This window comes from Luteimonas sp. 8-5 (genome assembly GCF_029763755.1).
Taxonomy (GTDB): domain Bacteria; phylum Pseudomonadota; class Gammaproteobacteria; order Xanthomonadales; family Xanthomonadaceae; genus Cognatiluteimonas.
On sequence record NZ_JARUVM010000004.1, the window covers coordinates 24,075 to 46,453 of the forward strand.

At 68.5% G+C, this 22,379-nt stretch carries 21 protein-coding genes; 13 read left to right on the forward strand and 8 right to left on the reverse strand.

Translation table 11 applies throughout. The features are described from left to right. Positions 1 to 205: 205 nt before the first annotated feature. From dnaN to QAA18_RS00840, 9 genes are all read left to right on the forward strand, one after another. The gene (gene dnaN / locus QAA18_RS00800) at positions 206 to 1,306 is read left to right on the forward strand and encodes a DNA polymerase III subunit beta (RefSeq protein ID WP_279410275.1); all 1,101 of its coding nucleotides are present in this window, start codon (positions 206 to 208) and stop codon (positions 1,304 to 1,306) included. Between the two features lie 91 nt (positions 1,307 to 1,397). After that, positions 1,398 to 2,489, forward strand: a complete 1,092-nt coding sequence (gene recF / locus QAA18_RS00805) for a DNA replication/repair protein RecF (RefSeq protein ID WP_279410276.1) — start codon at positions 1,398 to 1,400, stop codon at positions 2,487 to 2,489. Positions 2,490 to 2,621: 132 nt separating this feature from the next. Then, positions 2,622 to 5,063, forward strand: a complete 2,442-nt coding sequence (gene gyrB / locus QAA18_RS00810; protein ID WP_279410277.1) for a DNA topoisomerase (ATP-hydrolyzing) subunit B — start codon at positions 2,622 to 2,624, stop codon at positions 5,061 to 5,063. A gap of 60 nt (positions 5,064 to 5,123) precedes the next feature. Further along, on the forward strand, positions 5,124 to 5,930 hold the full coding sequence (locus tag QAA18_RS00815) for a M48 family metallopeptidase (protein ID WP_279410279.1): 807 nt from the start codon (positions 5,124 to 5,126) through the stop codon (positions 5,928 to 5,930). 110 nt (positions 5,931 to 6,040) lie between these two features. Further along, the gene (locus tag QAA18_RS00820; protein ID WP_279410281.1) at positions 6,041 to 7,192 is read left to right on the forward strand and encodes a hypothetical protein; all 1,152 of its coding nucleotides are present in this window, start codon (positions 6,041 to 6,043) and stop codon (positions 7,190 to 7,192) included. Positions 7,193 to 7,330: 138 nt separating this feature from the next. Further along, on the forward strand, positions 7,331 to 7,990 hold the full coding sequence (locus tag QAA18_RS00825) for an energy transducer TonB (protein ID WP_279410282.1): 660 nt from the start codon (positions 7,331 to 7,333) through the stop codon (positions 7,988 to 7,990). 78 nt (positions 7,991 to 8,068) lie between these two features. Next, the gene (locus QAA18_RS00830; RefSeq protein ID WP_279410283.1) at positions 8,069 to 8,842 is read left to right on the forward strand and encodes a MotA/TolQ/ExbB proton channel family protein; all 774 of its coding nucleotides are present in this window, start codon (positions 8,069 to 8,071) and stop codon (positions 8,840 to 8,842) included. Between the two features lie 26 nt (positions 8,843 to 8,868). Next, positions 8,869 to 9,294 carry a biopolymer transporter ExbD gene (locus QAA18_RS00835; protein ID WP_279410284.1) on the forward strand — a complete coding sequence of 142 codons (426 nt, stop codon included), beginning with the start codon at positions 8,869 to 8,871 and terminating at the stop codon, positions 9,292 to 9,294. 12 nt (positions 9,295 to 9,306) lie between these two features. Beyond that, positions 9,307 to 9,720 (forward strand): biopolymer transporter ExbD, encoded by a 414-nt coding sequence (locus QAA18_RS00840; protein ID WP_279410286.1) that lies wholly within the window; start codon positions 9,307 to 9,309, stop codon positions 9,718 to 9,720. Positions 9,721 to 9,949: 229 nt separating this feature from the next. On the opposite strand, the gene QAA18_RS00845 is transcribed toward QAA18_RS00840, so the two are convergent. Continuing rightward, positions 9,950 to 10,702, reverse strand: a complete 753-nt coding sequence (locus QAA18_RS00845) for a pyridoxine 5'-phosphate synthase (protein WP_279410288.1) — start codon at positions 10,700 to 10,702, stop codon at positions 9,950 to 9,952. 25 nt (positions 10,703 to 10,727) lie between these two features. Continuing rightward, positions 10,728 to 12,179, reverse strand: coding sequence for a cardiolipin synthase (gene cls / locus QAA18_RS00850; RefSeq protein ID WP_279410331.1), 1,452 nt, complete (start codon positions 12,177 to 12,179; stop codon positions 10,728 to 10,730). A 65-nt stretch (positions 12,180 to 12,244) separates the two neighbouring features. Here cls and QAA18_RS00855 point away from each other — a divergent pair, with 65 nt between their 5' ends. Further along, positions 12,245 to 13,324 (forward strand): PA0069 family radical SAM protein, encoded by a 1,080-nt coding sequence (locus QAA18_RS00855; RefSeq protein WP_279410289.1) that lies wholly within the window; start codon positions 12,245 to 12,247, stop codon positions 13,322 to 13,324. Between the two features lie 139 nt (positions 13,325 to 13,463). On the opposite strand, the gene QAA18_RS00860 is transcribed toward QAA18_RS00855, so the two are convergent. Then, positions 13,464 to 15,266, reverse strand: coding sequence for an SLC13 family permease (locus QAA18_RS00860; protein WP_279410290.1), 1,803 nt, complete (start codon positions 15,264 to 15,266; stop codon positions 13,464 to 13,466). Between the two features lie 100 nt (positions 15,267 to 15,366). Between QAA18_RS00860 and QAA18_RS00865 the strand changes: the two genes are divergently transcribed. Both QAA18_RS00865 and QAA18_RS00870 read left to right on the forward strand, forming a co-directional pair. After that, positions 15,367 to 16,116, forward strand: coding sequence for an ATP-binding protein (locus tag QAA18_RS00865; RefSeq protein ID WP_279410292.1), 750 nt, complete (start codon positions 15,367 to 15,369; stop codon positions 16,114 to 16,116). After that, positions 16,113 to 16,550: a response regulator gene (locus QAA18_RS00870; protein ID WP_279410293.1), complete on the forward strand. Its 438-nt coding sequence runs from the start codon at positions 16,113 to 16,115 to the stop codon at positions 16,548 to 16,550. The genes QAA18_RS00865 and QAA18_RS00870 overlap by 4 nt, the downstream gene beginning before the upstream one ends. A 175-nt stretch (positions 16,551 to 16,725) precedes the next feature. Here QAA18_RS00870 and QAA18_RS00875 read toward each other — a convergent pair whose 3' ends face one another. The 3 genes from QAA18_RS00875 to phhA form a co-directional block, all read right to left on the reverse strand. Further along, a complete protein-coding gene (locus tag QAA18_RS00875; protein ID WP_279410295.1) occupies positions 16,726 to 17,769 on the reverse strand; it encodes a class 1 fructose-bisphosphatase in 1,044 nt (347 codons plus the stop codon). Positions 17,770 to 17,862: 93 nt separating this feature from the next. Beyond that, positions 17,863 to 18,177: a hypothetical protein gene (locus tag QAA18_RS00880; RefSeq protein WP_279410297.1), complete on the reverse strand. Its 315-nt coding sequence runs from the start codon at positions 18,175 to 18,177 to the stop codon at positions 17,863 to 17,865. 205 nt (positions 18,178 to 18,382) lie between these two features. After that, complete coding sequence (gene phhA / locus QAA18_RS00885) at positions 18,383 to 19,273, reverse strand: phenylalanine 4-monooxygenase (RefSeq protein WP_279410333.1); 891 nt, start codon at positions 19,271 to 19,273, stop codon at positions 18,383 to 18,385. 127 nt (positions 19,274 to 19,400) lie between these two features. Between phhA and QAA18_RS00890 the strand changes: the two genes are divergently transcribed. Further along, positions 19,401 to 19,862 carry an Lrp/AsnC family transcriptional regulator gene (locus QAA18_RS00890; protein ID WP_279410334.1) on the forward strand — a complete coding sequence of 154 codons (462 nt, stop codon included), beginning with the start codon at positions 19,401 to 19,403 and terminating at the stop codon, positions 19,860 to 19,862. Between the two features lie 3 nt (positions 19,863 to 19,865). On the opposite strand, the gene QAA18_RS00895 is transcribed toward QAA18_RS00890, so the two are convergent. Together QAA18_RS00895 and QAA18_RS00900 are read right to left on the reverse strand one after the other, a co-directional pair. Next, on the reverse strand, positions 19,866 to 21,554 hold the full coding sequence (locus tag QAA18_RS00895; protein WP_279410299.1) for an amidohydrolase: 1,689 nt from the start codon (positions 21,552 to 21,554) through the stop codon (positions 19,866 to 19,868). 35 nt (positions 21,555 to 21,589) lie between these two features. Beyond that, positions 21,590 to 22,375, reverse strand: a complete 786-nt coding sequence (locus QAA18_RS00900) for a rhomboid family intramembrane serine protease (protein WP_279410301.1) — start codon at positions 22,373 to 22,375, stop codon at positions 21,590 to 21,592. Positions 22,376 to 22,379 lie beyond the last annotated feature (4 nt).

The window sequence follows — 22,379 nt, forward strand, 5'->3', positions numbered from 1 at the left end:
GGGCACCAGCGCGCCGAAAGTTGTCCACAACTTGCCAGACGTTTCCGCCGGCCCCGCCCCACAGCCAGCCAGGCGCAAAAAGTTCAACGTAAACAATGGCTTGCTTTAGTTATCACCGGATTTTAGCGACACAAGCTCCACCACTGTTCTTGATTTATCCATCCGTTCAAGAGCTGGGCAAGCTTCATTTCACCAAGGGGTCCGCATGCGCTTCAGCCTGCAACGCGAAGTCTTCCTGAAACCGCTGGCCCAGGTGGTCAACGTCGTCGAGCGGCGACAGACCCTGCCGGTACTGGCCAACCTGCTGGTCCAGGTCAAGGGCGGGCAACTGTCGCTGACCGGTACCGACCTCGAAGTCGAGATGGTCGCGCGCCACGCGGTCGAGGAGGCGCAGGACGGCGAGACCACGATCCCGGCGCGCAAGCTGTTCGAGATCGTGCGCGCCCTGCCCGATGGCAGCCGGATCACGGTGTCCCAGTCCGGCGACAAGGTCACGGTGCAGGCCGGCCGCAGCCGCTTCACCCTGTCGAGCCTGCCGGCCAATGATTTCCCGTCGGTCGACGAGGTCGAGGCCACCGAGCGCGTGACCGTGTCCGAGGCCGGGCTCAAGGAGCTGATCGAACGCACCGCGTTCGCCATGGCCCAGCAGGACGTGCGCTACTACCTCAACGGCCTGCTGTTCGACCTGCGCGAGCAGAGCCTGCGCTGCGTGGCGACCGACGGTCACCGCCTGGCCCTGTGCGAAGCCCCGCTGGATGCCGGCGCCAACGTGAAGCGCCAGATCATCGTGCCGCGCAAGGGCGTTACCGAATTGCAGCGCCTGCTGGAAGGCAGCGATCGCGAGCTCGAACTGGAAGTCGGCCGCAACCACATCCGGGTCAAGCGCGACGATGTCACCTTCACCAGCAAGCTGATCGACGGGCGCTTCCCGGATTACGAGGCCGTGGTACCGATCGGCGCCGACCGCGAGGTCAAGATCGACCGCGAGGTCCTGCGTGCTGCCCTGCAGCGCGCGGCGATCCTTTCCAACGAGAAGTACCGCGGCGTTCGCGTCGAGGTGTCGCCGGGCCAGCTGAAGATCAGCGCCCACAACCCCGACCAGGAAGAGGCCCAGGAAGAGGTTGAGGCCGACACCAAGGTCGATGGCCTGGCCATCGGCTTCAACGTCAACTACCTGCTCGACGCCCTCTCCGCCCTGCGCGAGGAGCACGTGGTCCTGCAGCTGCGCGACGCCAACTCGTCTGCCCTGGTCCGCGAGGCCGGCAGCGAGCGGTGCCGGCACGTGGTGATGCCGCTCAGGCTGTGACCGGCTCCACCTGCCCTGTCCGGTTCCACGTGGAACACGAACGCCCGGCCTGGTCCGGGCGTTCTGCTTTGGCACGGCGCCAGGCAGTCCCATGCAGGTAACGCGACTCGAGTTTTCCGGGCTGCGCTGTTTCGAGAGCGGCTCGCTGGTGCCCGGACCCGGCCTCAACCTGCTGCTGGGGCCCAACGGCAGCGGCAAGAGTAGCGTCCTCGAAGCACTGCATTTGATGGCCTACGGGCGCAGCTTCCGTGGGCGGGTCCGCGACGGCCTGGTCCGCTCAGGGGCAGCGGCGGTCGAGGTCTTCGTCGAATGGCAGGAGGCCGGCGGGCGCCTGCGCAAAGCCGGACTGCGCCATAACGGACAATCCTGGGAAGGTCGCCTGGACGGGCAGCCGTTGGGCCAGCTCGGGGATCTGTGCGCCGCCCTGGCGGTGGTGACCTTCGAACCGGGCAGCCATTCCCTGGTGAGGGGGGGCGCCGAATCCCGCCGGCGCGTCATGGACTGGGGGCTGTTCCACGTGGAACCAGCCTTCCTCTCGCTGTGGCGGCGCCACGCACGGGCCCTGAAGCAGCGCAACGCCCTGCTCAAGATCCGGCAGCGGGACGGCCAGCTCGACGCCTGGGAGGCGGAACTGGACCAGACCGGTACCCTGCTCACCCAGCACCGCGAACGCTACCTGGCGCAGCTCCAGCCCTATCTGGCTGCTGCCACGGAAGCCCTGCTACCGGAAGCCGGCGCGACCGAGCTGGTGTTCCAGCCCGGCTGGCGCCGCGAGGAGCTGCCTCTGGCCGACGCCTTGCTCCTGGCCCGCGACCGCGACCTGGCGACCGGTTTCACTTCCGTCGGCCCCCACCGCGCGGACTGGAAGATCGTCCAGGCCGCCATTCCGGGCCGGGAAGCCCTGTCCCGAGGCCAGGCCAAGCTCACGGCCCTGGCGGCCCTGCTGGCCCAGGCAGAGCACCAGGCGGCCGTCCGCGGGGACTGGCCGGTCGTCGCCCTGGACGACCTTGCCTCGGAGCTGGACCGGGCGCATCAACAGCTGGTGCTCCGGCGCCTCGGCCAGTACGGCACCCAGGTGTTGGTGACCGGTACGGACATGCCCGCCGGCATGGAAGCGGACGGGGCAGGGCGGGCGACCGCCAGGGTGTTCCACGTGGACCAAGGCAGCATCCGAGCCGCCTGAACAGGCAGCATCCGATCACCCCCGGACAGGCGTGGAAACGGCGCGCTTGGTATACTTCAAGCATCCATAGCTAATGTGTCTATGACCCGACGGGGAGGATCGCCCGTTGGCGTCGCCGGAGCCTGTCGCCGAATGTCGCAAGAAATCGAAGTACCCGTCACCGAAAACAACTACGACTCAAGCCGGATCACCGTGTTGCGCGGCCTCGAAGCCGTGCGCAAACGGCCGGGCATGTACATCGGCGACGTGCACGACGGCACCGGCCTGCACCACATGGTGTTCGAGGTCGTCGACAACGGCGTCGACGAAGCGCTCGCCGGCCACGCCAACGATATCGTCGTGACGATCCACGAGGACGGCTCGGTGTCGGTGTTCGACAACGGCCGCGGCATTCCGGTGGACATCCACAAGGAAGAGGGCGTCTCCGCCGCGCAGGTCATCATGACCCAGCTGCATGCAGGCGGTAAGTTCGACGACAACAGCTACAAGGTTTCCGGCGGCCTGCATGGCGTGGGCGTGTCGGTGGTCAATGCGCTGTCGAGCAAGCTCACGCTCGACATCTGGCGCGACGGCTACCACCACCACCAGGAATACGCGATGGGCGAGCCCGTCGCGCCGCTGGAGCGCCTGGAGCCCACGGACAAGCGCGGCACGCTGGTGCGTTTCTGGCCGTCCGAGGAAACGTTCACCAACACCGAATTCCACTACGAAGTGCTGGCCCGCCGCCTGCGCGAACTGTCGTTCCTCAACTCCGGGGTGAAGATCACCCTGGTCGACGAGCGCGACGAACCGCGGCGCGACGTGTTCCAGTACGAAGGCGGCATCGCCTCTTTCGTCGAACACCTCGCCCAGCTCAAGACGCCGCTGCACCCGAACGTGATCTCGGTGACCGGCGAGCAGAACGGCATCACCGTCGACGTCGCCCTGCAGTGGACCGACGCGTACCAGGAAACGATGTTCTGCTACACCAACAACATCCCGCAGAAGGATGGCGGTACCCACCTCATCGGCTTCCGCGCGGCGCTGACGCGCACGCTGAGCAACTACATCGAGCAGAACGGCATCGCCAAGCAGGCCAAGATCACGCTGTCCGGCGACGACATGCGCGAGGGCATGATCGCGGTGCTGTCGGTCAAGGTGCCGGATCCGAGCTTCTCCAGCCAGACCAAGGAGAAACTGGTCAGTTCCGAGGTCAGGCCGGTCGTTGAGAGCACGTTCGGTGCACGTTTGGAGGAGTTCCTCCAGGAACACCCGGTCGAGGCCAAGGCCATCGCGGGCAAGATCGTGGACGCCGCGCGTGCCCGTGAAGCCGCGCGCAAGGCCCGGGACCTGACCCGCCGCAAGGGCGCGCTCGACATTGCCGGCCTGCCCGGCAAGCTCGCCGACTGCCAGGAAAAGGACCCGGCGCTCAGCGAACTGTTCATCGTCGAGGGCGACTCGGCCGGCGGCTCGGCCAAGCAGGGCCGCAACCGCAAGAACCAGGCCGTGCTCCCGCTGCGCGGCAAGATCCTCAACGTCGAGCGCGCGCGCTTCGACCGCATGCTGTCGTCCGACCAGGTCGGCACGCTGATCACCGCGCTGGGCACCGGCATCGGCCGCGACGAGTACAACCCGGACAAGCTGCGGTACCACAAGATCATCATCATGACCGACGCCGACGTCGACGGCGCGCACATCCGCACCTTGCTGCTGACGTTCTTCTACCGGCAGATGCGCGAGCTGATCGAGCGCGGCCACGTCTACATCGGCATGCCGCCGCTGTACAAGATCAAGCAGGGCAAGACCGAGCTGTACCTGAAGGACGACGCGGCGCTCGACGCCTACCTGGCCAGCAATGCCGTCGACGGCGCCGCGCTGGTGCCGGCCGAAGGCGAGCCGCCGATCACCGGCGAGGCGCTGGAGAAGCTGCTGCTGGCCTACGCCGGCGCGCGCGAAGCGATCGCCCGCAATGCGCACCGCTTCGATCCGCACGTGCTGCAGTCGCTGATCGACTTCACCCCGCTCGACGCCGAACACGTCGGCCGCAACGTCGACGAAAGCCACGAGCTCGCGGCGCTGGAAGCACGGCTCAACCGCAGCGGCGCCGGCAAGCCGCGCTACCGCCTGGAGTACCAGGCCGGCGACGACACCCGGCAGCCGGCATTGGTCGTGCACCGCCTGCACATGGGCGTGGAAACCATCCAGGTGCTGCCGCAGTTCGCGTTCGTCGGCGGCGACCTGCGCCCGCTGCGCGAAGCGGCGATGCAGCTGCACGGCCTGATCCGCGAAGGCGCGCACATCGTGCGCGGCAATCGCACCCAGTCCGTGGGCAGCTTCGCGGAGGCGCAGGCCTGGTTGCTGGACGAAGCGAAGAAGGGCCGCCAGATCCAGCGCTTCAAGGGCCTTGGCGAGATGAATCCCGAGCAGCTGTGGGACACCACGGTCAATCCGGACACCCGGCGTCTGCTGCAGGTGAAGATCGAGGACGCGGTTGCCGCGGACCAGATCTTCAGCACCCTGATGGGCGACGTGGTCGAGCCGCGCCGGGAGTTCATCGAGGACAACGCACTGAAGGTCGCCAACCTCGACGTCTAGCTTGACGCCTTCTTCAGGGCGGCCCTATTACAAGGGCCATGACCCCGAATGGAGCGGCCCATGAAGCGCCTGATGCTGTCCCTGGCAATCGCCACGCTGGTGGCGGGCTGCGCCACCACCACCTCGCCGACCGGACGCACCCAGTACGTCGGTGCGGTGTCGAAGGCGCAACTCGACGAACTCGGCGCGAAGTCCTTCGCCGAACTCAAGGCGCAGAAGAAGCAGACCAGCGACGCGCACCAGGCCGCGTACGTGCGCTGCGTCGTCAACGACCTGGTCGCCGCGCTGCCGGCGCAGGTGCGCGGCAGCGGTTGGGAATCGGCGGTGTTCGCCGACGACGCGGCCAACGCCTTCGCGCTGCCCGGCGGCAAGGTCGGCGTGTACACCGGACTGTTCAAGGTCGCACGCAACCAGGACCAGCTGGCCGCGGTCGTCGCGCATGAAATCGGCCACGTCGTTTCCAGGCACCACGACGAGCGCATCACCCGCCAGTCCGGCGCGCAGGGCGTGCTGCAACTGATCGGCGCGTTGCTGGGCTCGCGCTACGGCGAAGGCGCCGCGAACGCGGCGGTGCAGGGCGGCGGCATCCTCGCCCAGACCGGCTTCCTGCTGCCCGGCTCGCGCGCGCAGGAATCCGAAGCCGACGTCGTCGGCCAGCAGCTGATGGCCAACGCCGGTTTCGATCCGCGTGCAGCCGTCAACCTGTGGGAAAACATGATCGCCGCAGGCGGTGGCCGGCCGCCGGAGTGGCTGTCGACGCACCCGGATCCGCAGAGCCGCATCGCCGAATTGCGCACGCGCGCCGCCGGCCTCGTGCCGGTCTATGAACGAGCGCGGGCCGGTGGCCGGCGCCCAAACTGCGGATGACGTCACGGTCCCGGCAGGTGCGCGGGGTCTGCATTTTCTGCTAGCGTGTCCGGCTCGGCCCGGTTGCCTCGCTGCGCCCGGTCGCCCCCAAGCAAGAAGAGGCTTCCCCAATGACGACTCTCTCCACCCGGATTGCCCGTCCCACGCTGCTCGCTTTTGCCTTGGCGCTGGCCCTGCCGGTCGCGGCTCCCGTGGCCATGGCGCAGAGCGTCGGGCCGGCCACCGGCCAGCCGAGCATGAGCCCGAAGCAGAAGCGCGAAGCCGCGCGCCGGGCCAAGGAAGGGAAGGCCACCGGCCAGAAGGCCGCGACTCCCGCGCAGTACCCGCAGGCGACCCGCGAAGAGCCCGAGGCCAACGCCAGCCGCCGCGGTGCGAAGAAGCTGCAGGACCTGGTCGAGACCTACAACGCCGGTGACGACGCCGCGACCGTGGCCGCCGCGCTCGAGATCGCGACCGACGCCGATTCCAACGCCTACGAGCAGGCGTTCGCCTACCAGATCGCGGGCACCGCCGTGTCCGGCACCGGCGACGATGCCGCCGCGGCCGAATACTTCACCAAAGCGATCGAGGCCAACGGCCTGGGCAACAACGACCACTACACCGCCATGCTCAACCTGGCCGTGGTCCAGTACACGCTGGACAAGTACGAGGACGCGCTGGCGACCATCGAGCGCTTCCTTACCGAGACCAGGTCCGACAAGCCCGAGGCGCTGAACCTGCGCGGCGGTGCGTTGATGGGCCTGGAGCGCTACGCCGAGGCGGCCGAGGTCTACGCCGCCCAGGTCGCCGCCAATCCCGAGGACAAGGTGGCGCGGATGAACGCCGTGGCCGCCTACCAGCAGGCCAAGCAGGACGACAAGGCCGTGGCCCTGCTCGCCGACGCCCAGGCCAAGGGCCAGCTCGGCGACGCCAACGAGTATCGCGCCCTGTACGTCAGCTACCTGAACTCCGAGCGCGACAAGGACGCCCTGGCGGTCATCGAGGAAGGCCTGGCCAAGGGCATCCTGAAGGAGGGTCCCGAGCTGGCCCGCGCCTTCATGATCATCGGCCAGAACGCCTACTTCATCGAGGACGAGGCGACCGCACTGGCGATGTACGAGCGTGCAGCCCCGATGGCGGACGACGGAGAGGCTGCCCTGAACCTTGCGAAGCTCTACGTCGAGGCCGGAAACAAGGCCAAGGCGAAGGCGGCAGCGGAGCTGGCGCTGAGCAAGGGCGTCAAGGACACGGCACAGGCAAAGCGCCTGGCAGCCGGCAAGTAACCGTTACCATTGCGCTTCCGGACGTTGGTAACACCGTAACGGATTGGTATACGATTAGAGATTCCGCAGCCTGAAACGGCTGCGGTTCGACATTCCCCGCGGCGCCCTGCGCCCGGCCCACGACCGAGTTTCCCCCGCATGACGCAAGAGCAGCCGACGAGCGAACACCACGACGAGCGCGATGGCGAAGGCCTGAACTGGCCGCGCATCGCCGGCATGACCCTCGTGGTCGCCGTCCACGCGGCGGCCCTGCTGCTGCTGCTGGCCCCGGTGGCACCTCCGGGCCAGGACCAGGTCGAGGAAGACGTCACCCGCGTGGTGATCATCGAGCCGCCGCCGCCGCCGCCGCCGCCGCCGGAGCCGCCGAAGCCGCAGGAGATCAAGCAGCTGGCCCCGCCGCGTCCGACGCCGCTGCCGCCGCCGCCGGAAGAGCCGCCGGTGGTCTTCGACGAGCCGTCGCCGGTCGACACCCCGGCGCCGCCGCCGGCACCGCCCGCGCCGCCGGCCCCGGTCCAGGACATCGGCGCCAGCGTCGACATCGCCTCGCGCAACATGAACCCCCCGAACTACCCGCCGGACGAGCGCCGCCGCGGTATCGAAGGCCGGGTCATCCTCGTGATCACGGTCGACGCCAACGGCACCCCGACCGACATCGAGGTCGAAACCACCAGCGGCAACCGCAACCTGGATCGCGAGGCGGTCAGGGCGGCCAGGCGTTGGCGCTTCTCACCGGCCATGCGCAATGGCCAGAGGGTCGGCGGGCGCGTCCGCGTTCCGGTCGACTTCGTACTCAGGTAAGGGCCGCAACCCAGCCCCTCCCGACCCCCGTTCCACCGCTGTCACCACCCCAAACCACAAAACCTAAAGGTAAGCGTCATGCTGCAGGAAACCACTCAAGCCGCCGCTGCTGCCGGAGGCAATGCCGCCTCTGCCCTGACGCAGATGGGCGTCGACCATCTGCTCCAGGAAATGACTTCCGACCCGGGTGCCTATGCGGTCTCCTGGGCAGTCCTCCTGACCCTGCTCGCGATGTCCGCGGGCTCGATCTACTGGATCGTGATCAACGCGTTCAAGAACGTCAGCCTGCGCCGCAGCGCCGACCGCGTGGTCAGCACGTTCTGGGAGACCGAGAACGCGCAGGACGCGATCCGCTTCATGGAAGAACAGGGCCGTAGCGAGCCGTTCTCCAAGATCGCGCTCGACGCCGCCCAGGCCGCCGCGCACCACCAGCGCCACGAAGGTTCGCGCCTGGTCGAGTCGCTGAACCGCTCCGAGTTCGTGGACCGCGCCCTGCGCCAGGCCGTGACCCGCGAGTCGATGCGCCTCGAGTCCGGCCTGACGGTGCTGGCGACGGTCGGTTCGACCGCCCCGTTCGTCGGTCTGCTGGGTACGGTGTGGGGCATCTACGGCGCCCTGATCCGCATCGGTGCCACCGGCCAGGCGTCCATCGACGCGGTCGCCGGCCCGGTCGGCGAGGCGCTGATCATGACCGCCCTCGGCCTGTTCGTGGCGATCCCGGCGGTGCTGGCGTACAACTTCTTCGTCCGCCTGAACCGCGTGACCTACAACAAGTTCGACACCTTCGCGCACGACCTGCACGACTTCTTCGCCACCGGCGCGCGCGTCGGCGAGTTCGGCGCCAAGCACTAAGTCGATAGCAACACGGAGCCCGGCCCATGGCCTTCAGTACTGGTAACGAAAGCGGTGCCCCGATGTCGGAGATCAACGTCACGCCCCTCGTGGACGTGATGCTGGTCCTCCTGATCATCTTCATGATCACGGCGCCGCTGATGTCGCACAAGATCAAGGTGGAGCTGCCGCAGGCCAACCTCGATCACCGCGACGAGAAGGTGCCGCCGGCACCGCCGATCACGGTCACGGTGACCGAGAGCGGCGCCATCTACTGGAACGACCAGCCGGTGACGACCAACCTCCTCGAGAGCCAGCTCTCGGTCGAGGCGCAGAAGACCCCGCAGCCCGCGGTCAACATCCGCGGCGACGAGACCACCAAGTACCGGGCGATCGCCGAGGTGGTCAACATCGCGCAGGCACAGGGCATCCGCAAGGTCGGGTTCGTCGCCACCAAAGTCCGGCCGCGCTGAGGAGTAACCAAGATGGCATTCGCTTCCAACTCCGGCGGCGGCCCGATGGCCGACATCAACGTCACGCCGCTCGTCGACGTGATGCTGGTGCTGCTGATCATCTTCATGGTGACCGCGCCGATCCTGTCCTACCCGATCGACATCGATCTTCCGCAGAAGTCGTTGACGCCGCCCGAGCAGCCCCGCGATCCGCCGGAGCCCATCGAGCTGCGCATCGACGCCGCCGGCCAGGTCTACTGGAACGCCAGCCCGGTTCCGCTGTCTGCATTGCAGAACATGATGGAAGCCGAGGTCGAGCGCGATCCGAACAACCAGCCGACGCTGCAGATCGACACCAATGACGACGCCGATTACGGCATCCTCGCCAAGGTCCTCGCAGCGGCCCGCAACGCGCAGATGCAGAAGATCGGCTTCGTCAAGAAATAAGCCACACGCAACAACGCTTACCTACCTAAGCTCCAACCTTCGAAACCGTCCCTTCCGGGGCGGTTTTTTTTTTGACGCGGATCAACGCGGATGAAGAAGCGGATCAACACGGATCAAGCCAAACAGGAACTGGGCCTGGCGACATGTTCCCGTGTCGCTAGGACCCACTATCGCCTTATCCGCGTGAATCCGCTCTTCTATCCGCGTTGATCCGCGTCAGAAAGAACGATCAGTTCGCAAGGATGCGCAGGTACGCGCGGACGGTGGCGTCGAGGCCGGCGTAGAGGGATTCGTCGATGAGGGCGTGGCCGATGGAGACTTCCTGCACGCCGGGGACGCCGGCGAGGAAGGCGGCGAGGTTGGCCTGGCTGAGGTCGTGCCCGGCATTGACCCCGAGGCCGGCGGCCTGGGCGCGGCGCGCGGTGTCGGCGCAGGCGGTGAGCGCGGCGCCGGCGTCGCCAGCCTCGAAGGCTTCGGCGAATGGACCGGTGTAGATCTCGATGCGATCGGCGCCGGTGCCCGCGGCTGCTTGCGCGTCGAAGCCGGCGCCCGCGTCGGCGAACAGGCTGACCCGGCAGCCGAGTTGCTTGAGCGCGGCCACGTGCGGGCGCAGCCGGCCGGCTTCGGCGGCGAAGTCGAAGCCGTGGTCCGAGGTCAGCTGCGCATCACCATCGGGCACCAGCGTGGCTTGCGCCGGCATCGCCTGCGCGCACAGCGCGTGGAAGCCCGGATAGCCTTCCCGCGGCGGGGCAAAGGGGTTGCCCTCGATGTTGAACTCCACGCCGCGTTCCTGGCACAGCTTCGCCAAGGCAAGCACGTCGTCGGCGCGGATGTGGCGCGCGTCGGGGCGCGGATGCACGGTGATGCCGTGGGCGCCGGCATCCAGGCAGGCGCGCGCGGCACGGACGACGTCGGGCGCGTTGCCGCCGCGAGAATTGCGCAGCACCGCGACCTTGTTGACGTTGACGCTGAGGACGGTCATCGGCGCGAGTTTAGCGCGGCACCCGTCAAAGCAGGGGCGAAAGCAGGCGCGCGGCCGCTTCCGGCAGGCGCACCGACCACAGGGGCTGCGGCCGGTCGGCGCGGACCCGCGGGGCCTTGGCCAGGTCGGCCTCGAACAGCTGCTCCAGGCCGGCGGCCACGCCGCGGTCGCGGAACAGCATGCATACCTCGAAGTTGAGGCTGAAGCTGCGCGCGTCGAAGTTTGCGCTGCCCACCAGCGAGACCTCGTCGTCCACGAGCAGCGCCTTGGTATGGAGCATGCGCGGACCGTACTCGTAGACGCGCACGCCGGCATCGAGCAACGTGTCGAAGTACGAGCGCGCGGCCAGCGTGACCACCAGCGAGTCGCTGCGCCGCGGCACCAGCACGCGCACGTCGAGGCCGCCGAGCGCGGCCGAGGTCAGCGCCATCAGCGCCGCCTCGCCGGGAACGAAGTAAGGGGTGGCCAGCCATACGCGCCTGCGCGCCTCGTGGATCGCCCCGACATGCAACCGGTGGATCGACTCCCAGGCCGAATCCGGACCGGAGCCCAGCACCTGCGCGGCGATCGGTCCGGGGCTGCGTTCCGGGAGCGACTGCGCCACGGAGGAAATGAAGTCGCGCTGGCCGCTGGCGTAGGCCCAGTCCTCGACGAACAGCAGCTGCAGCCCGCGCACGACATCGCCTTCCACGCGCAGGTGCAGGTCGCGGTAGGCATCGCGGCGCAGGTGGTCGTTCTCCTCGTCGGTGACGTTGATGCCGCCGGTGAAACCGATGCGACTGTCGACGACGACGATCTTGCGGTGCGAGCGCAGGTTGACCCAGGTGCGCTGCCAGATGCGTCCGAAGCGCATCGGGTGGAACCAGGCGACCTCGCCCCCGGCCTCCAGCAGCGGTGCAAGGAAAGTGCGCGGACATTGCGCCGAACCGACCGCATCCATCAGCAGCCGCACCGCCACGCCGGCACGCGCGCGTTCGACCAGGGCATCGCGCAGCATCGTGCCGCTGCGGTCTGCGGCGAAGATGTAGTACTCAAGATGCACGTGGTGCCGGGCACCGGCGATCGCCTCGAGCAGCGCGTCGTAGGTGGCGCCGCCGTCGACCAGCAGGCGTACCGAGGTCGCGGTGTCCGGTGCGATGCCGGTCGTCGCCTTGGCCAGGGTGGCCAGTTCGGCCGCGGCCCCGGCATGCGCCCAGGCCGCCGGCTCGGGCAGCGACACCCTCGCCCTGGCGCGCCGCAGGCGGTGGCGCTTGATCCGCTGCGGGCCGAACACGAGGTAGACCAGGAAACCGATGTAGGGCAGGGCAGCCAGCCCGAGCAGCCAGCTCAGCGTGGCTACCGGCGGGCGCTTCTGCAGCAGGATCCAGCCGCCCAGGCCCAGCAGGTAGACGACCCAGCCGGCGCCCAGGTACAGCCCCAGGTGCGGCACCGAAAGCAGCCAGTGCCAGGTGTCGGCCAGTGCGTCGGGCAGGGTCATGGAGGACATGAACGGTTCACGCGCGCGTCTCTGGCATTGCGACGGTCCCAGCGTAGGCTGTCGGCATGGAAGATGCATCCCGTCCGCAGGCCATCAAGGGCCGCGGCGCGGCCTCGCGGGTCGCGGGCCGATTCGAGAAGACCACCGCCCGCAGCGAGGACGACGGCTGGGGCTCGGTGTACGAGGAGCCCGCGCCGCACCCGGCGACCCGGGTCACCGAAGAGCGCGCGCGCAGCATCGTCAGCCGCAACAATTCGCCGGACGTCGGCTTCGACCAGTCGGTGAATCCGTACCGCGGCTGCGAGCACGGCTGCGTGTACTGCTTCGCCCGGCCCTCGCACGCCTACCTGGACCTGTCGCCGGGCCTCGACTTCGAGACCGAGCTGTACGCCAAGACCAATGCCGCCGAGCGCCTGCGCGCCGAGCTGGCGAAACCGGGCTACGTGCCGAAGACCATCGCGCTGGGCATCAACACCGATGCCTACCAGCCGATCGAGCGCCGCTACCGCGTGACCCGCGAGGTGCTCGAGGTGCTGGCCGAAACCAGGCACCCGGTCGGCTTCGTCACCAAGGGCGGTCTGATCGAACGCGACATCGACCTGCTCGCGGACATGGCACGCGACAACCTGGTCACGGTGCACTTCTCCATCACCACGCTCGACAACCGCCTGGCGTCGAAGATGGAGCCGCGCGCGACCGCGCCGCACGGCAAGCTGCGGGCGATGCGCGCACTGCACGAGGCCGGCGTGCCGGTCGGGGTGATGGTGGCGCCGGTAGTGCCGATGATCACCGACCGCGAGCTCGAGCACATCCTCGAGGCCGCACGCGAGCACGGTGCCGCCTCCGCGGGTTACGTGCTGCTGCGCCTGCCCCACGAACTCAAGCAGGTCTGGCGCGAATGGCTGGAACTGCACTACCCCGAGCGTGCGACGCACGTGATGAGCCTGCTCAACCAGATGCATGGCGGCAAGGACTACGACAGCACCTTCGGCAAGCGCATGCGCGGCGAAGGCCCCTTCGCCCAGCTCATCCGCACCCGCTTCGCCAAGGCCCACGCCCGCCTCGGCTTCGGCCGCCTCCCCGAACACGACACCACCAAGTTCGTCGCCCCCCGCAAACCGTCGCCGCAGCAAGAGCTCTTTTAGCCACGGATGACACGGATGAAACACGGATACAGCAACAGCAAAAATAGTGGTGCCAAACGTCTTCGGCCGCGTTGAGCCAAATCACCTTTTCTGCTCTATCCGTGTTTATCCGTGTGATCCGTGGCCAATGCTTTTCGCTTTACCCTCCGAAGGTGGGGAAGAAGGGGCCGCCGAGCCATAGCCAGCGGGCCATCCAGGCGCTGACGAGGGCGATGACGGCGGTGAGGGGGAGGCCGACGCGGAGGAAGTCGGCGAAGCGGTATTGCCCCGGCCCCAGGATCAGCAGGTTGCCGTGGTGCCCGATCGGCGTCAGGAACGCGACCACCGCGCCCAGCGCCGTGCACACCACGAACGGCGTTGGCGGCAGGCCGAGCGAACCGGCCAGCGAAATCGCGATCGGCGCCAGCAGCACCGTGGTCGCCGAGTCCGACAGGATCTGGGTCAGCAGCGCCGCCGCGGCGAAGACCATCAACAGCACGCCCAGTACCGGCCAGTCGGAGACCACGTGCAGCAAGCCGCGCGCGAGCAGGTCGGCGGTGCCAGTCTGTTCCATCGCGATGCCCAGCGGAATCACGCCGGCGATCATCACGAAGATGCGCACGTCGATCTCGCGGTAGGCGCGGTTGATGTCGACGCAGCCGCTGGCCACCATCGCCACCGCGCCGAGGAGGAACGCCAGCGCCGCGGGCAGCCATTCCATGGTCGCGGCGAGCACGGTGACGCCGAGGATGGTCAGCGCCAGCGGTGCGAGCAGGCGGCGCTTGGCCTCGCCGGCGAACGGCACCAGCATCAGGAAGCCGTGGTGCGCGGCCAGGTCGCTGAAGTGGGACGGCTTGCCCCACAGCACCAGCACGTCGCCTTCGCGCAGGCGCGCGTCGGACAGGCGTTCGGCTACCGTGCCCTCGCGTCGCCACAGCCCGACGATCACCGCCTCGAACTGGCGCGAGAAATCCAGCTCGCGGATCGAGCGGCCGAGGAACTCCGAACCCGGCGCCACCACCGCCTGGACCAGCTGCAGCTCGCCTTCGCCGAGCTTGCCGCCGTAGCGCGAGATCGCGTTGAGGTCGAGGCCGGCATCGTCGTGCAGCGACAGAAGTTCGTCGGCGGCCGCTTCGACCAGCAGCAGGTCGCCGGCAAGCAGTGGACTGTTCGGGCCAAGGTCGTCGCGGCGCCGGCCGTCGCGCAGCCACCCATGCAGCTGGAACTTCTCGCCAAGCGCCTTCTGCAGCTCGGCCAATGGCCGGGTGTTCCAGCGCGAGCCCTCGACCACCAGCAACTCGGTGCGGTAACGCTCCAGGCGCAGGTAGTTGTCCTCGGCCTGGGCGCCGGTGCGGCGCGGCAGCAGCCAGCGCGCCAGCAGCATGTAGCCCACGCCGACCACCAGCAGGGCGATGCCGATCGGGGTGATCTCGAAGATGCCCAGGCCGTCGCTGCCGGCGGTGCGGTCGAGCATGTCGCTGGCCAGCAGGAAGGCCGGTGCGCTGACCAGGGTCAAAGTGGTGCCCAGTGAGGCGGCCAGCGACATCGGCATCAGCAACCGCGACGCCGGCAGCTGACGTTCGCGCGCATGCCGCTGCAGGATCGGCAGCATCATCGCGGTGACCATCACGTGGTGGGTGAACGCGGCCAGCGCCGCGACCGCGGGCATCACCACCGCGATCGCACGCGCTTCGCTGCGTCCGGCGGCGCGGCCGATCCACTGGCCGATGCGTTCGGTGATGCCGGTCGCGGCCAGGCCACCGGAAATCACGAACACCGCGGCGACGATGATCGCCGGCTCGCTGGCGAACCCCGACAGCGCCTGGGCCGGGTCGAGCACGCCGGTGACGACCATGGCCAGCAACAGCAGCATCGCGGTCACGTCGATCCGCAGCCGTTCGCTGACGAACAGGTATAGCCCGGCGGCAAGGATCAGCAGGAAGGTGATCTGGGGCAGTGCCATGAACGGGTCCGCATGAACTGGGGCCATTGTGCATCGTCGGGCGCACGCCGTTCATGCAACGTGCACCCGGGTCGCGGGGCGGTGTGGGCATAATCCGACAATGCCGGATGATCCCCGCCAGGCTCCAGACGACCAGGAGGCCCGCCTGCGCGCACTGCAGCGCCAGCAGGAAGTCTTCGCGCACGGGATCTCCCACGACCTGCGGGCGCCCCTGCGCAGCATCGAGACCTTTTCCGGGATGCTGGCCCGGCATGCCGGCGACAGCCTGGACCCGACCGGCCAGGACTACCTGCAACGCATCCGCGACGCCGCCGCCCGCATGGGCGGCCTGATCGAGTCCCTGCTCGACTACGCCGGCGTCGACCGCGGCCAGCTGCAGCCGATGCCGGTCGACCTGGCCCTGCTCGCCCACCTGGCCCTTGCCGAACTGCAGGAGGCGTTGCCGGCCGGCTCGCCCCCGCGCGAGGTGCGCGCCAGCGCGTCCCCGGACCTGGCCGTGCAGGGTGACGAGCGCCAGCTGCGCATGCTGGTCACCCAGCTCGTCCGCAATGCCTGGAATTTCTCCGACGGCGAGCTGGTGCTGGAGATCCATGGCGAGCGTGTCGGCGACATGCTGGAGATCACCGTCCGCGACCACGGCCGCGGCTTCGACATGCAGTACGCGTCCAAGCTGTTCGAACCCTTCCAGCGCCTGCACGGCGCGGAGGAAGGCGCCGGCAACGGCATGGGCCTGGCCATCGCCAGGCGCATCGTGGAACGGCACGGCGGCCGGATCGATGCGGAATCGCGGCCCGGCGCGGGCACCACCATCCACCTCGCACTGCCGGCAGCGGACGCGGAGCGCACATGACCCACCAGGAAATCCTGCTCGTCGAGGACAATCCCGACGACGTCGAGCTGACCAGGATCGCGTTCGAGGAAGCCAAGGTCGCCAACCGCCTGATGGTGGTGCGCGACGGCGCCGAGGCGCTGGACTACATCTTCGCCCGCGGCGCGTACGCCGACCGCGATCCCGATGACCTGCCCTCGATCGTGCTGCTGGACCTCAACCTGCCGAAGATCGACGGCCGCGAAGTGCTGCAGGCGATCCGCGAGGACGAGCGTACCCGCAGCCTGCCCGTCGTCGTGCTCACCACCAGCGCCGAACCCTTCGACGTCGAAGCCAGCTATGCGTTGGGCGTGAACAGCTACATCCAGAAACCGGTCGACTTCGAACGCTTCGTCTGGGCCGTCAAGCAGGTCGGCCTCTACTGGCTCGTCCTCAACCATCCCCGCGAGGCCTGAGCTTCGGGCTGATTATTTTTGACGCGGATCAACGCGGATAAAAGAGCGGATCAACGCGGATAGAGCAAGCAGGAATGGATTTACGCGAGTTGCGACAGGTCGCGAGAAACCACTACTGCTTTATCCGCGTTGATCGCTCTTCCTGATCTGCGTTGATCCGCGTCAAAAAGACCTCTCACGCCGCGTCGTGGTCTGCGTGGTACTTCACGGCGGTTTCGACTTCGTGTCTGGAGCCGAGGAAGACGGGGACGCGCTGGTGCAGGGCGGTGGGCTGGACTTCGAGCATGCGCTGGCGGCCGGTGCTGGCGGCGCCGCCGGCCTGCTCGACCAGGAAGCTCATCGGATTGGCCTCGTACATCAAGCGCAGCTTGCCGCCCTTGGGCGCGCACTTGCTGTCCAGCGGATAGCTGAAGATCCCGCCGCGGGTGAGCAGGCGGTGCACGTCGGCGACCATGCTCGCGATCCAGCGCATGTTGAAATCCTTGCCGCGCGGTCCTTCCTTGCCCTTCAGCAAATCACCGACGTAGGCCTGCATCGGCGGTTCCCAGAAGCGCTGGTTGGACATGTTGACCGCGAACTCCTTCGTTTCCTCCGGAATGCGCATGCCGCGCGTGGTCAGGGTGAAGCTGCCGATCTCGCGGTCCAGGGTGAACGCATGCGTACCGTTGCCGACGGTCAGCACCAGCGTGGTCTGCGGGCCGTACACGCAGTAGCCGGCGGCGACCTGGGCGGTGCCCGGCTGCAGGTAGTCCGCGTCGGTCGGCGTGACCACGCCTTCCGGGCAGCGCAGTACCGAAAAGATGGTGCCGACCGAGACGTTGACGTCGATGTTCGACGAGCCGTCGAGCGGATCGAACAACAGCAGGTAGCTGCCGCGCGGATAATCGCCGGAAATCGGCTGGCTGTGATCCATCTCCTCCGACGCCAGCCCGGCAAGGTGGCCGCCCCAGGCGTTGGCTTCCATCAGGATCTCGTTGCTGAGCACGTCGAGCTTCTTCTGCGCCTCGCCCTGCACGTTGATGCTGGCCTGGCCGGCGCTGCCGGCGTCGCCGAGCACGCCACCCAGCGCACCCTTGCCGACGGCGATCGAGATGCGCTTGCAGGCGCGCGCCACCACTTCGATCAGCAGGCGCAGGTCCGGGCCGATGCGGCCGGCGCGCTGCTCCTCGATCAGGTAGCGGGTCAGGGAGACGGGGTCGTTGCGGTGCGCGTCGGTCATGGCCACGGGGCTTGGTGGAAGACCCGGCCATTGTCGCCGAAAGGGCGCGCCAATTCAGGCGCGCGGTTCAGTTGCGGGCGCCGCCGGGGAATCTCAGGCGGCGGTACGCAGGGCTGCGGCAGCGCGGCGGCGGATTACTCCGGCGAGGTTCTCGCGCGCCATTGCCAGCATCATCAGCGGCGCGGCCGGGTCGGCGGCGCTCATCGCCCGTTCGGCGGCCTCCATGGCATCGCCGGCAACGGTCATGTCGTCCGGCCCGAGCATGGAGCGCAGGCTGCGCAGGTGCGCTTCCAGGCGGCGTTCGAAATCCGGGGGGCAGCTGCCTTCGCCGGCGCGCTGCGCGGCTTCGTCCAGCGTGGCCTCGATGCGGGTCAGCTCGGCAAGGAGCTCGTCGGCGGCAATTTCCATGCGTCCACTTTGGGGCGACGTCGTCGCACCGGTTGAGAGGGCGCGCGCATGATGCGGTGGAGAGTGTGAAGGAGACGGGAATGGGCGGGGCTGGGGAGTGAAGGGAATGAGGGGAATGAAGGGAATGAAGGGAATGAAGGGAATGGGAGCCGCCTCGCGCCCACCATTCCCTTCATTCCCCTCACTCCCTATTCCCTGCTCCGATTCAGACGTCCCCGTCCGAAGCCCAGCCCTCGCCGCTGCCGCGCTGGAACACGTGATCGGACGCAAGCACCGTGCCGGCGGGCAATGACGGCTGCGTCGCCAGGCGCGCATACACCGGCGTGAAATCCGGCCGCGTGGCATCCATCAGCTGCTCGAAGCTGTCGATGACGAAATACGTTTTCTGGTAGGTGTCGATGCGGTAGCGCGTGCGCATGATCCGCTCGAGGTCGAAACCGATGCGGTTGGGCGCGGCGCTCTCCAGGCAGTGGATGCTCTCGCCGCTGGAGGAGACGATGCCGCTGCCGTAGATGCGCAGCTGGCCGTGTTCGCGGATGAGGCCGAACTCCACCGTGTACCAGTACAGGCGTGTCAGGTGCTGCAGCGCGTCGGCGCCGATGCCGTGCGCCTTCACCCCGCCCTTGCCGTAGGCCTCCATGTAGTCGGCGAACACCGGATTCATCAGCAGCGGCACGTGGCCGAACAGGTCGTGGAAGAGATCGGGTTCCTCGATGTAGTCGAACTGCTCGGGCTTGCGGATCCACCAGGTCACCGGGAAGCGGCGGTTGGCCAGGTGGTCGAAGAAGTCGAGTTCGGGCAGGAGGCCTTCGACGCCGATCAGGGTCCAGCCTGTCGCCGCCGACAGGACCTCGTTGATGTCGCTGAAGCGCGGGATCGCGTCCAGGGTCATCCCCATGGCGTCCTGGGCCCGCAGGAAGGCCTCGCTGGCGCGGCCGACCAGGAGCTCGCACTGGCGCGCGTAGAGGCGGCGCCAGACGTCGTGGTCGGTGGCGGTGTAGCTGTCCCACGGCTGCTCGACCACGCCGGTGGCATAGACCGGGACCTTGCCCTTGTCGGTATGCAGGTTCTCCAGCCGGCGCGGCTGGGCGGCGATGTCGTTCATGGCGGAGACCTCCCGTATCCCCTTGGCCAGACTCTTGATCGTAGACGCCCCGGGGCGCAACAGGGTTGCAAAGTTGCAAGGTCTGAGGGATTAGGCGCAAGATTCATGCGTGAACACAATGGATCGCATCGATCTGTTGCTTCTGGGCGAACTCCAGCGCAACGGCCGCCTGACCAACGCCGACCTTGCCGAGCGCGTGCACCTGTCGCCCTCGGCCTGCCTGCGCCGGGTGCAGCGGCTGGAGCGCGACGGGGTGATCGCCGGCTACCGCGCCGAAGTCGAGCCGGAGAAGGTCGGGCTCGGTCTGCAGGCCTTCGTCCGCGTGCAGCTGCGCCAGCACGACGCGGACACCGTCGCCGCCTTCGCCAGTTTCGTCACTGCCTGGGACGAGGTGGTCGCCTGCCATGCGCTGACCGGCGACATGGACTACCTGCTGCAGATCGCGGTCCAGGACCTGGAGCACTTCTCGCGTTTCCTGCTCGACCGCCTGCTCGGGCAGGCGGGCGTGGCCGACGTGAACTCGAGCTTCGTGCTGCGCACCGTCAAGCCGATGCGCGGCATGCCGTTGCCGCCGGCCTGACGGCTACTCGGCCGCGCGCTGGTACACGACGCGGCCGCCGAGGATCGTGGTGTCCACCCTGACCTTGTCGATGGTGGCCGGGTCGATGGCGAAGATGTCCTGCGACAGCACCATCAGGTCGGCGAGCTTGCCCGGCTCGAGCGTGCCCTTCACCGCTTCCTGGCCTTCGGCGTACGCCGAGCCCGCGGGGTAGGCGCGCACGGCATCGGCGACGCCGCTCTTCTGTTCCGGCACCCAGCCGTCGGGATGCGCGCCGTCGAGCGTGCGCCGGGTGACCGCGCCGTAGATGCCCAACAGCGGTTCCATCGGCGCGACGTACCAGTCCGAGCCGAAGGCCAGCACCGCGCCGGCGTCGAGCAGGGAGCGGAACGCGTAGGTGCCCTTGGCCCGCTCGGCGCCGATGCGCTTCTCCGCCCAGCGGCCGTCGTCGATCGCGTGGTAGGGCTGCATCGAGGCGATCACGCCCTGCGCGTGCATGCGCGGGATGTCGGACATGCGGAAGTGCTGCGCATGCTCGATGCGCAGTCGGCGGTCGCGCGGGCCGTTGCGGCGCGCGACCTCGGCGAACATGTCCAGGATCGCGGCGTTGGCCTTGTCGCCGATGGCATGGACGGCCAGCTGCAGTCCGGCCGCATCGGCACCGAGCATGTCTGCGAGCATCGCCTCGGCATCGACCATCTCGTCGCTGGGCAGGCCGCTGGTACCGGGCTCGTCGAGGTAGGGTTCGAAGAACAGTGCGGTGGTCGAACCCAGCGAGCCGTCGGCGAAGCCCTTGAGCACGCCGATGCGCAGCATGTCGCCGCCGAAATCCGCGGCGATGCCGGCGTCGGCCAGGCGCTCCCAACGCGACAGCGGCTGAGCGCCGTACACGCGTACGGTGAGTTCGCCATCGGCGAGCAGCTGCTGGTAGGCGCGCAGGATGGCGGGCGAGGCCGACATGTCCTGCACGCTGGTCACGCCGTTCTCGTTGGCGTAGCGCATCGCGGCATGCAGCGCGTCGGAGATCTCGGTCGCATCCGCTTCGGGGATCACCGCGTACACCGCGTTCATCGCCGCATCCTTGAGCACGCCGGTGGGCTCGCCGCTTGCGTCGCGCACGATGCTGCCGCCCGGCGGATCCGGCGTGTCGCGGGTGATGCCGGCCAGCTTCAGCGCCAGCGTGTTGGCCAGGGCCATGTGGCCGTCGAGGCGGTTGATGAACACCGGGTTGTCGGGCGTCACCGCGTCGATGAGCTGGCGCGTGGGCAGTTCGGCGGGCGTCCAGCGCTCGTGGTCCCAGTTGCCGTTGAGCACCCAGCGGCCCTTCTCCAGGGTGTCGGCGTAGGCGCCGATGCGGTCGCGGAAGATTTCCGGCGACGAGGCGTCGCGCAGCTGCACCGATGCCAGCCCCTGGCCGCCGTCGAAGAAATGCACGTGCGCGTCGTTGAAACCGGGCACGACGCGGCGACCCTGCAACGCGATCACGGTGGTCGACGGCCCGGCCCAGCGCCGCACTTCCGCATCGCTGCCGACCGCGGCGACCTTGCCGTCGGCGATCGCCAGCGCCTGCGCCTCGGGCTGGTCGGGATTGCCGGTCCAGACCTTGCCGCCGACCAGGATGGTGTCGGCATGGCGCTGCGCGCTTGCGGTGGAAGGGGAGAGGACGGCCACGATGCCGGCCAGCGAGAGCGATAGCAGCAGGAGTCTGTTCATGCCGCCGAGCATAGCCAAGCGCGGGGCCGCGCGCTCTAGTGCAGGCGGTTGCGGGGCGGACGGAACGGCAGCACGGTGCCGCGCTCGTCCTCTTCGTCGCGGTGCCAGAGGACCGGCACCTCGTCGGGCGAGGGCGGTTCGAACTGGCTGGCTTCCTGGCGCGCCAGTTCGGCCTCCAGCTCTTCCTCGATCTCCCAGCTGTATCGCTTGCGCGGCGGCTGCGGGTCGCTGCGGCGGAACAGCCAGGCCGCGAGCAGGCCAGCCAGGGCGCCGCCCAGGTGGGCCTGCCAGGAAATGCCGGGCTCGCGCGGCAGCACGGTCAGGATCATGCCGCCGTAGAACATGAAGGCGATCATGCCCGCGGCCACCGCGGCGCGATCGCGGCGCAGCACGCCCAGCGCGAACAGCAGGAAGCCCAGGCCGTGGGTGACGCCGCTGGCGCCCAGGTGGACGCTGCCAGGCTCCCCGAGCAGCCAGGCGCCCAGTCCCGAGCCCAGCCACAGCAGCGGCAGTGCGCGCAGCGTGGCACGCGGATACACGGTGCCGGCCAGGGTGCCGAGCATCAGGATCGAGACGGCGTTGGCACCGACGTGCTCGGGCGAGCCGTGCAGCAACGGCGCGAACAACAGGCCCCACAGGCCTTCCAGCGTGCCGGGCGCCACGGCCAGCGGCCGCCAGTCGAAGTAGTGCTGGGCCGAGAACATCGCCAGCATCGCCAGGACGAAGGCCAGGCTGGTGTTGAACGCGCGCCAGATCCGGGCCGCGTCGGCGCGGCCATGGGCGGGCGCGTCGGGCGGCGATTCGTGGACGGGCAGGTGCATACCC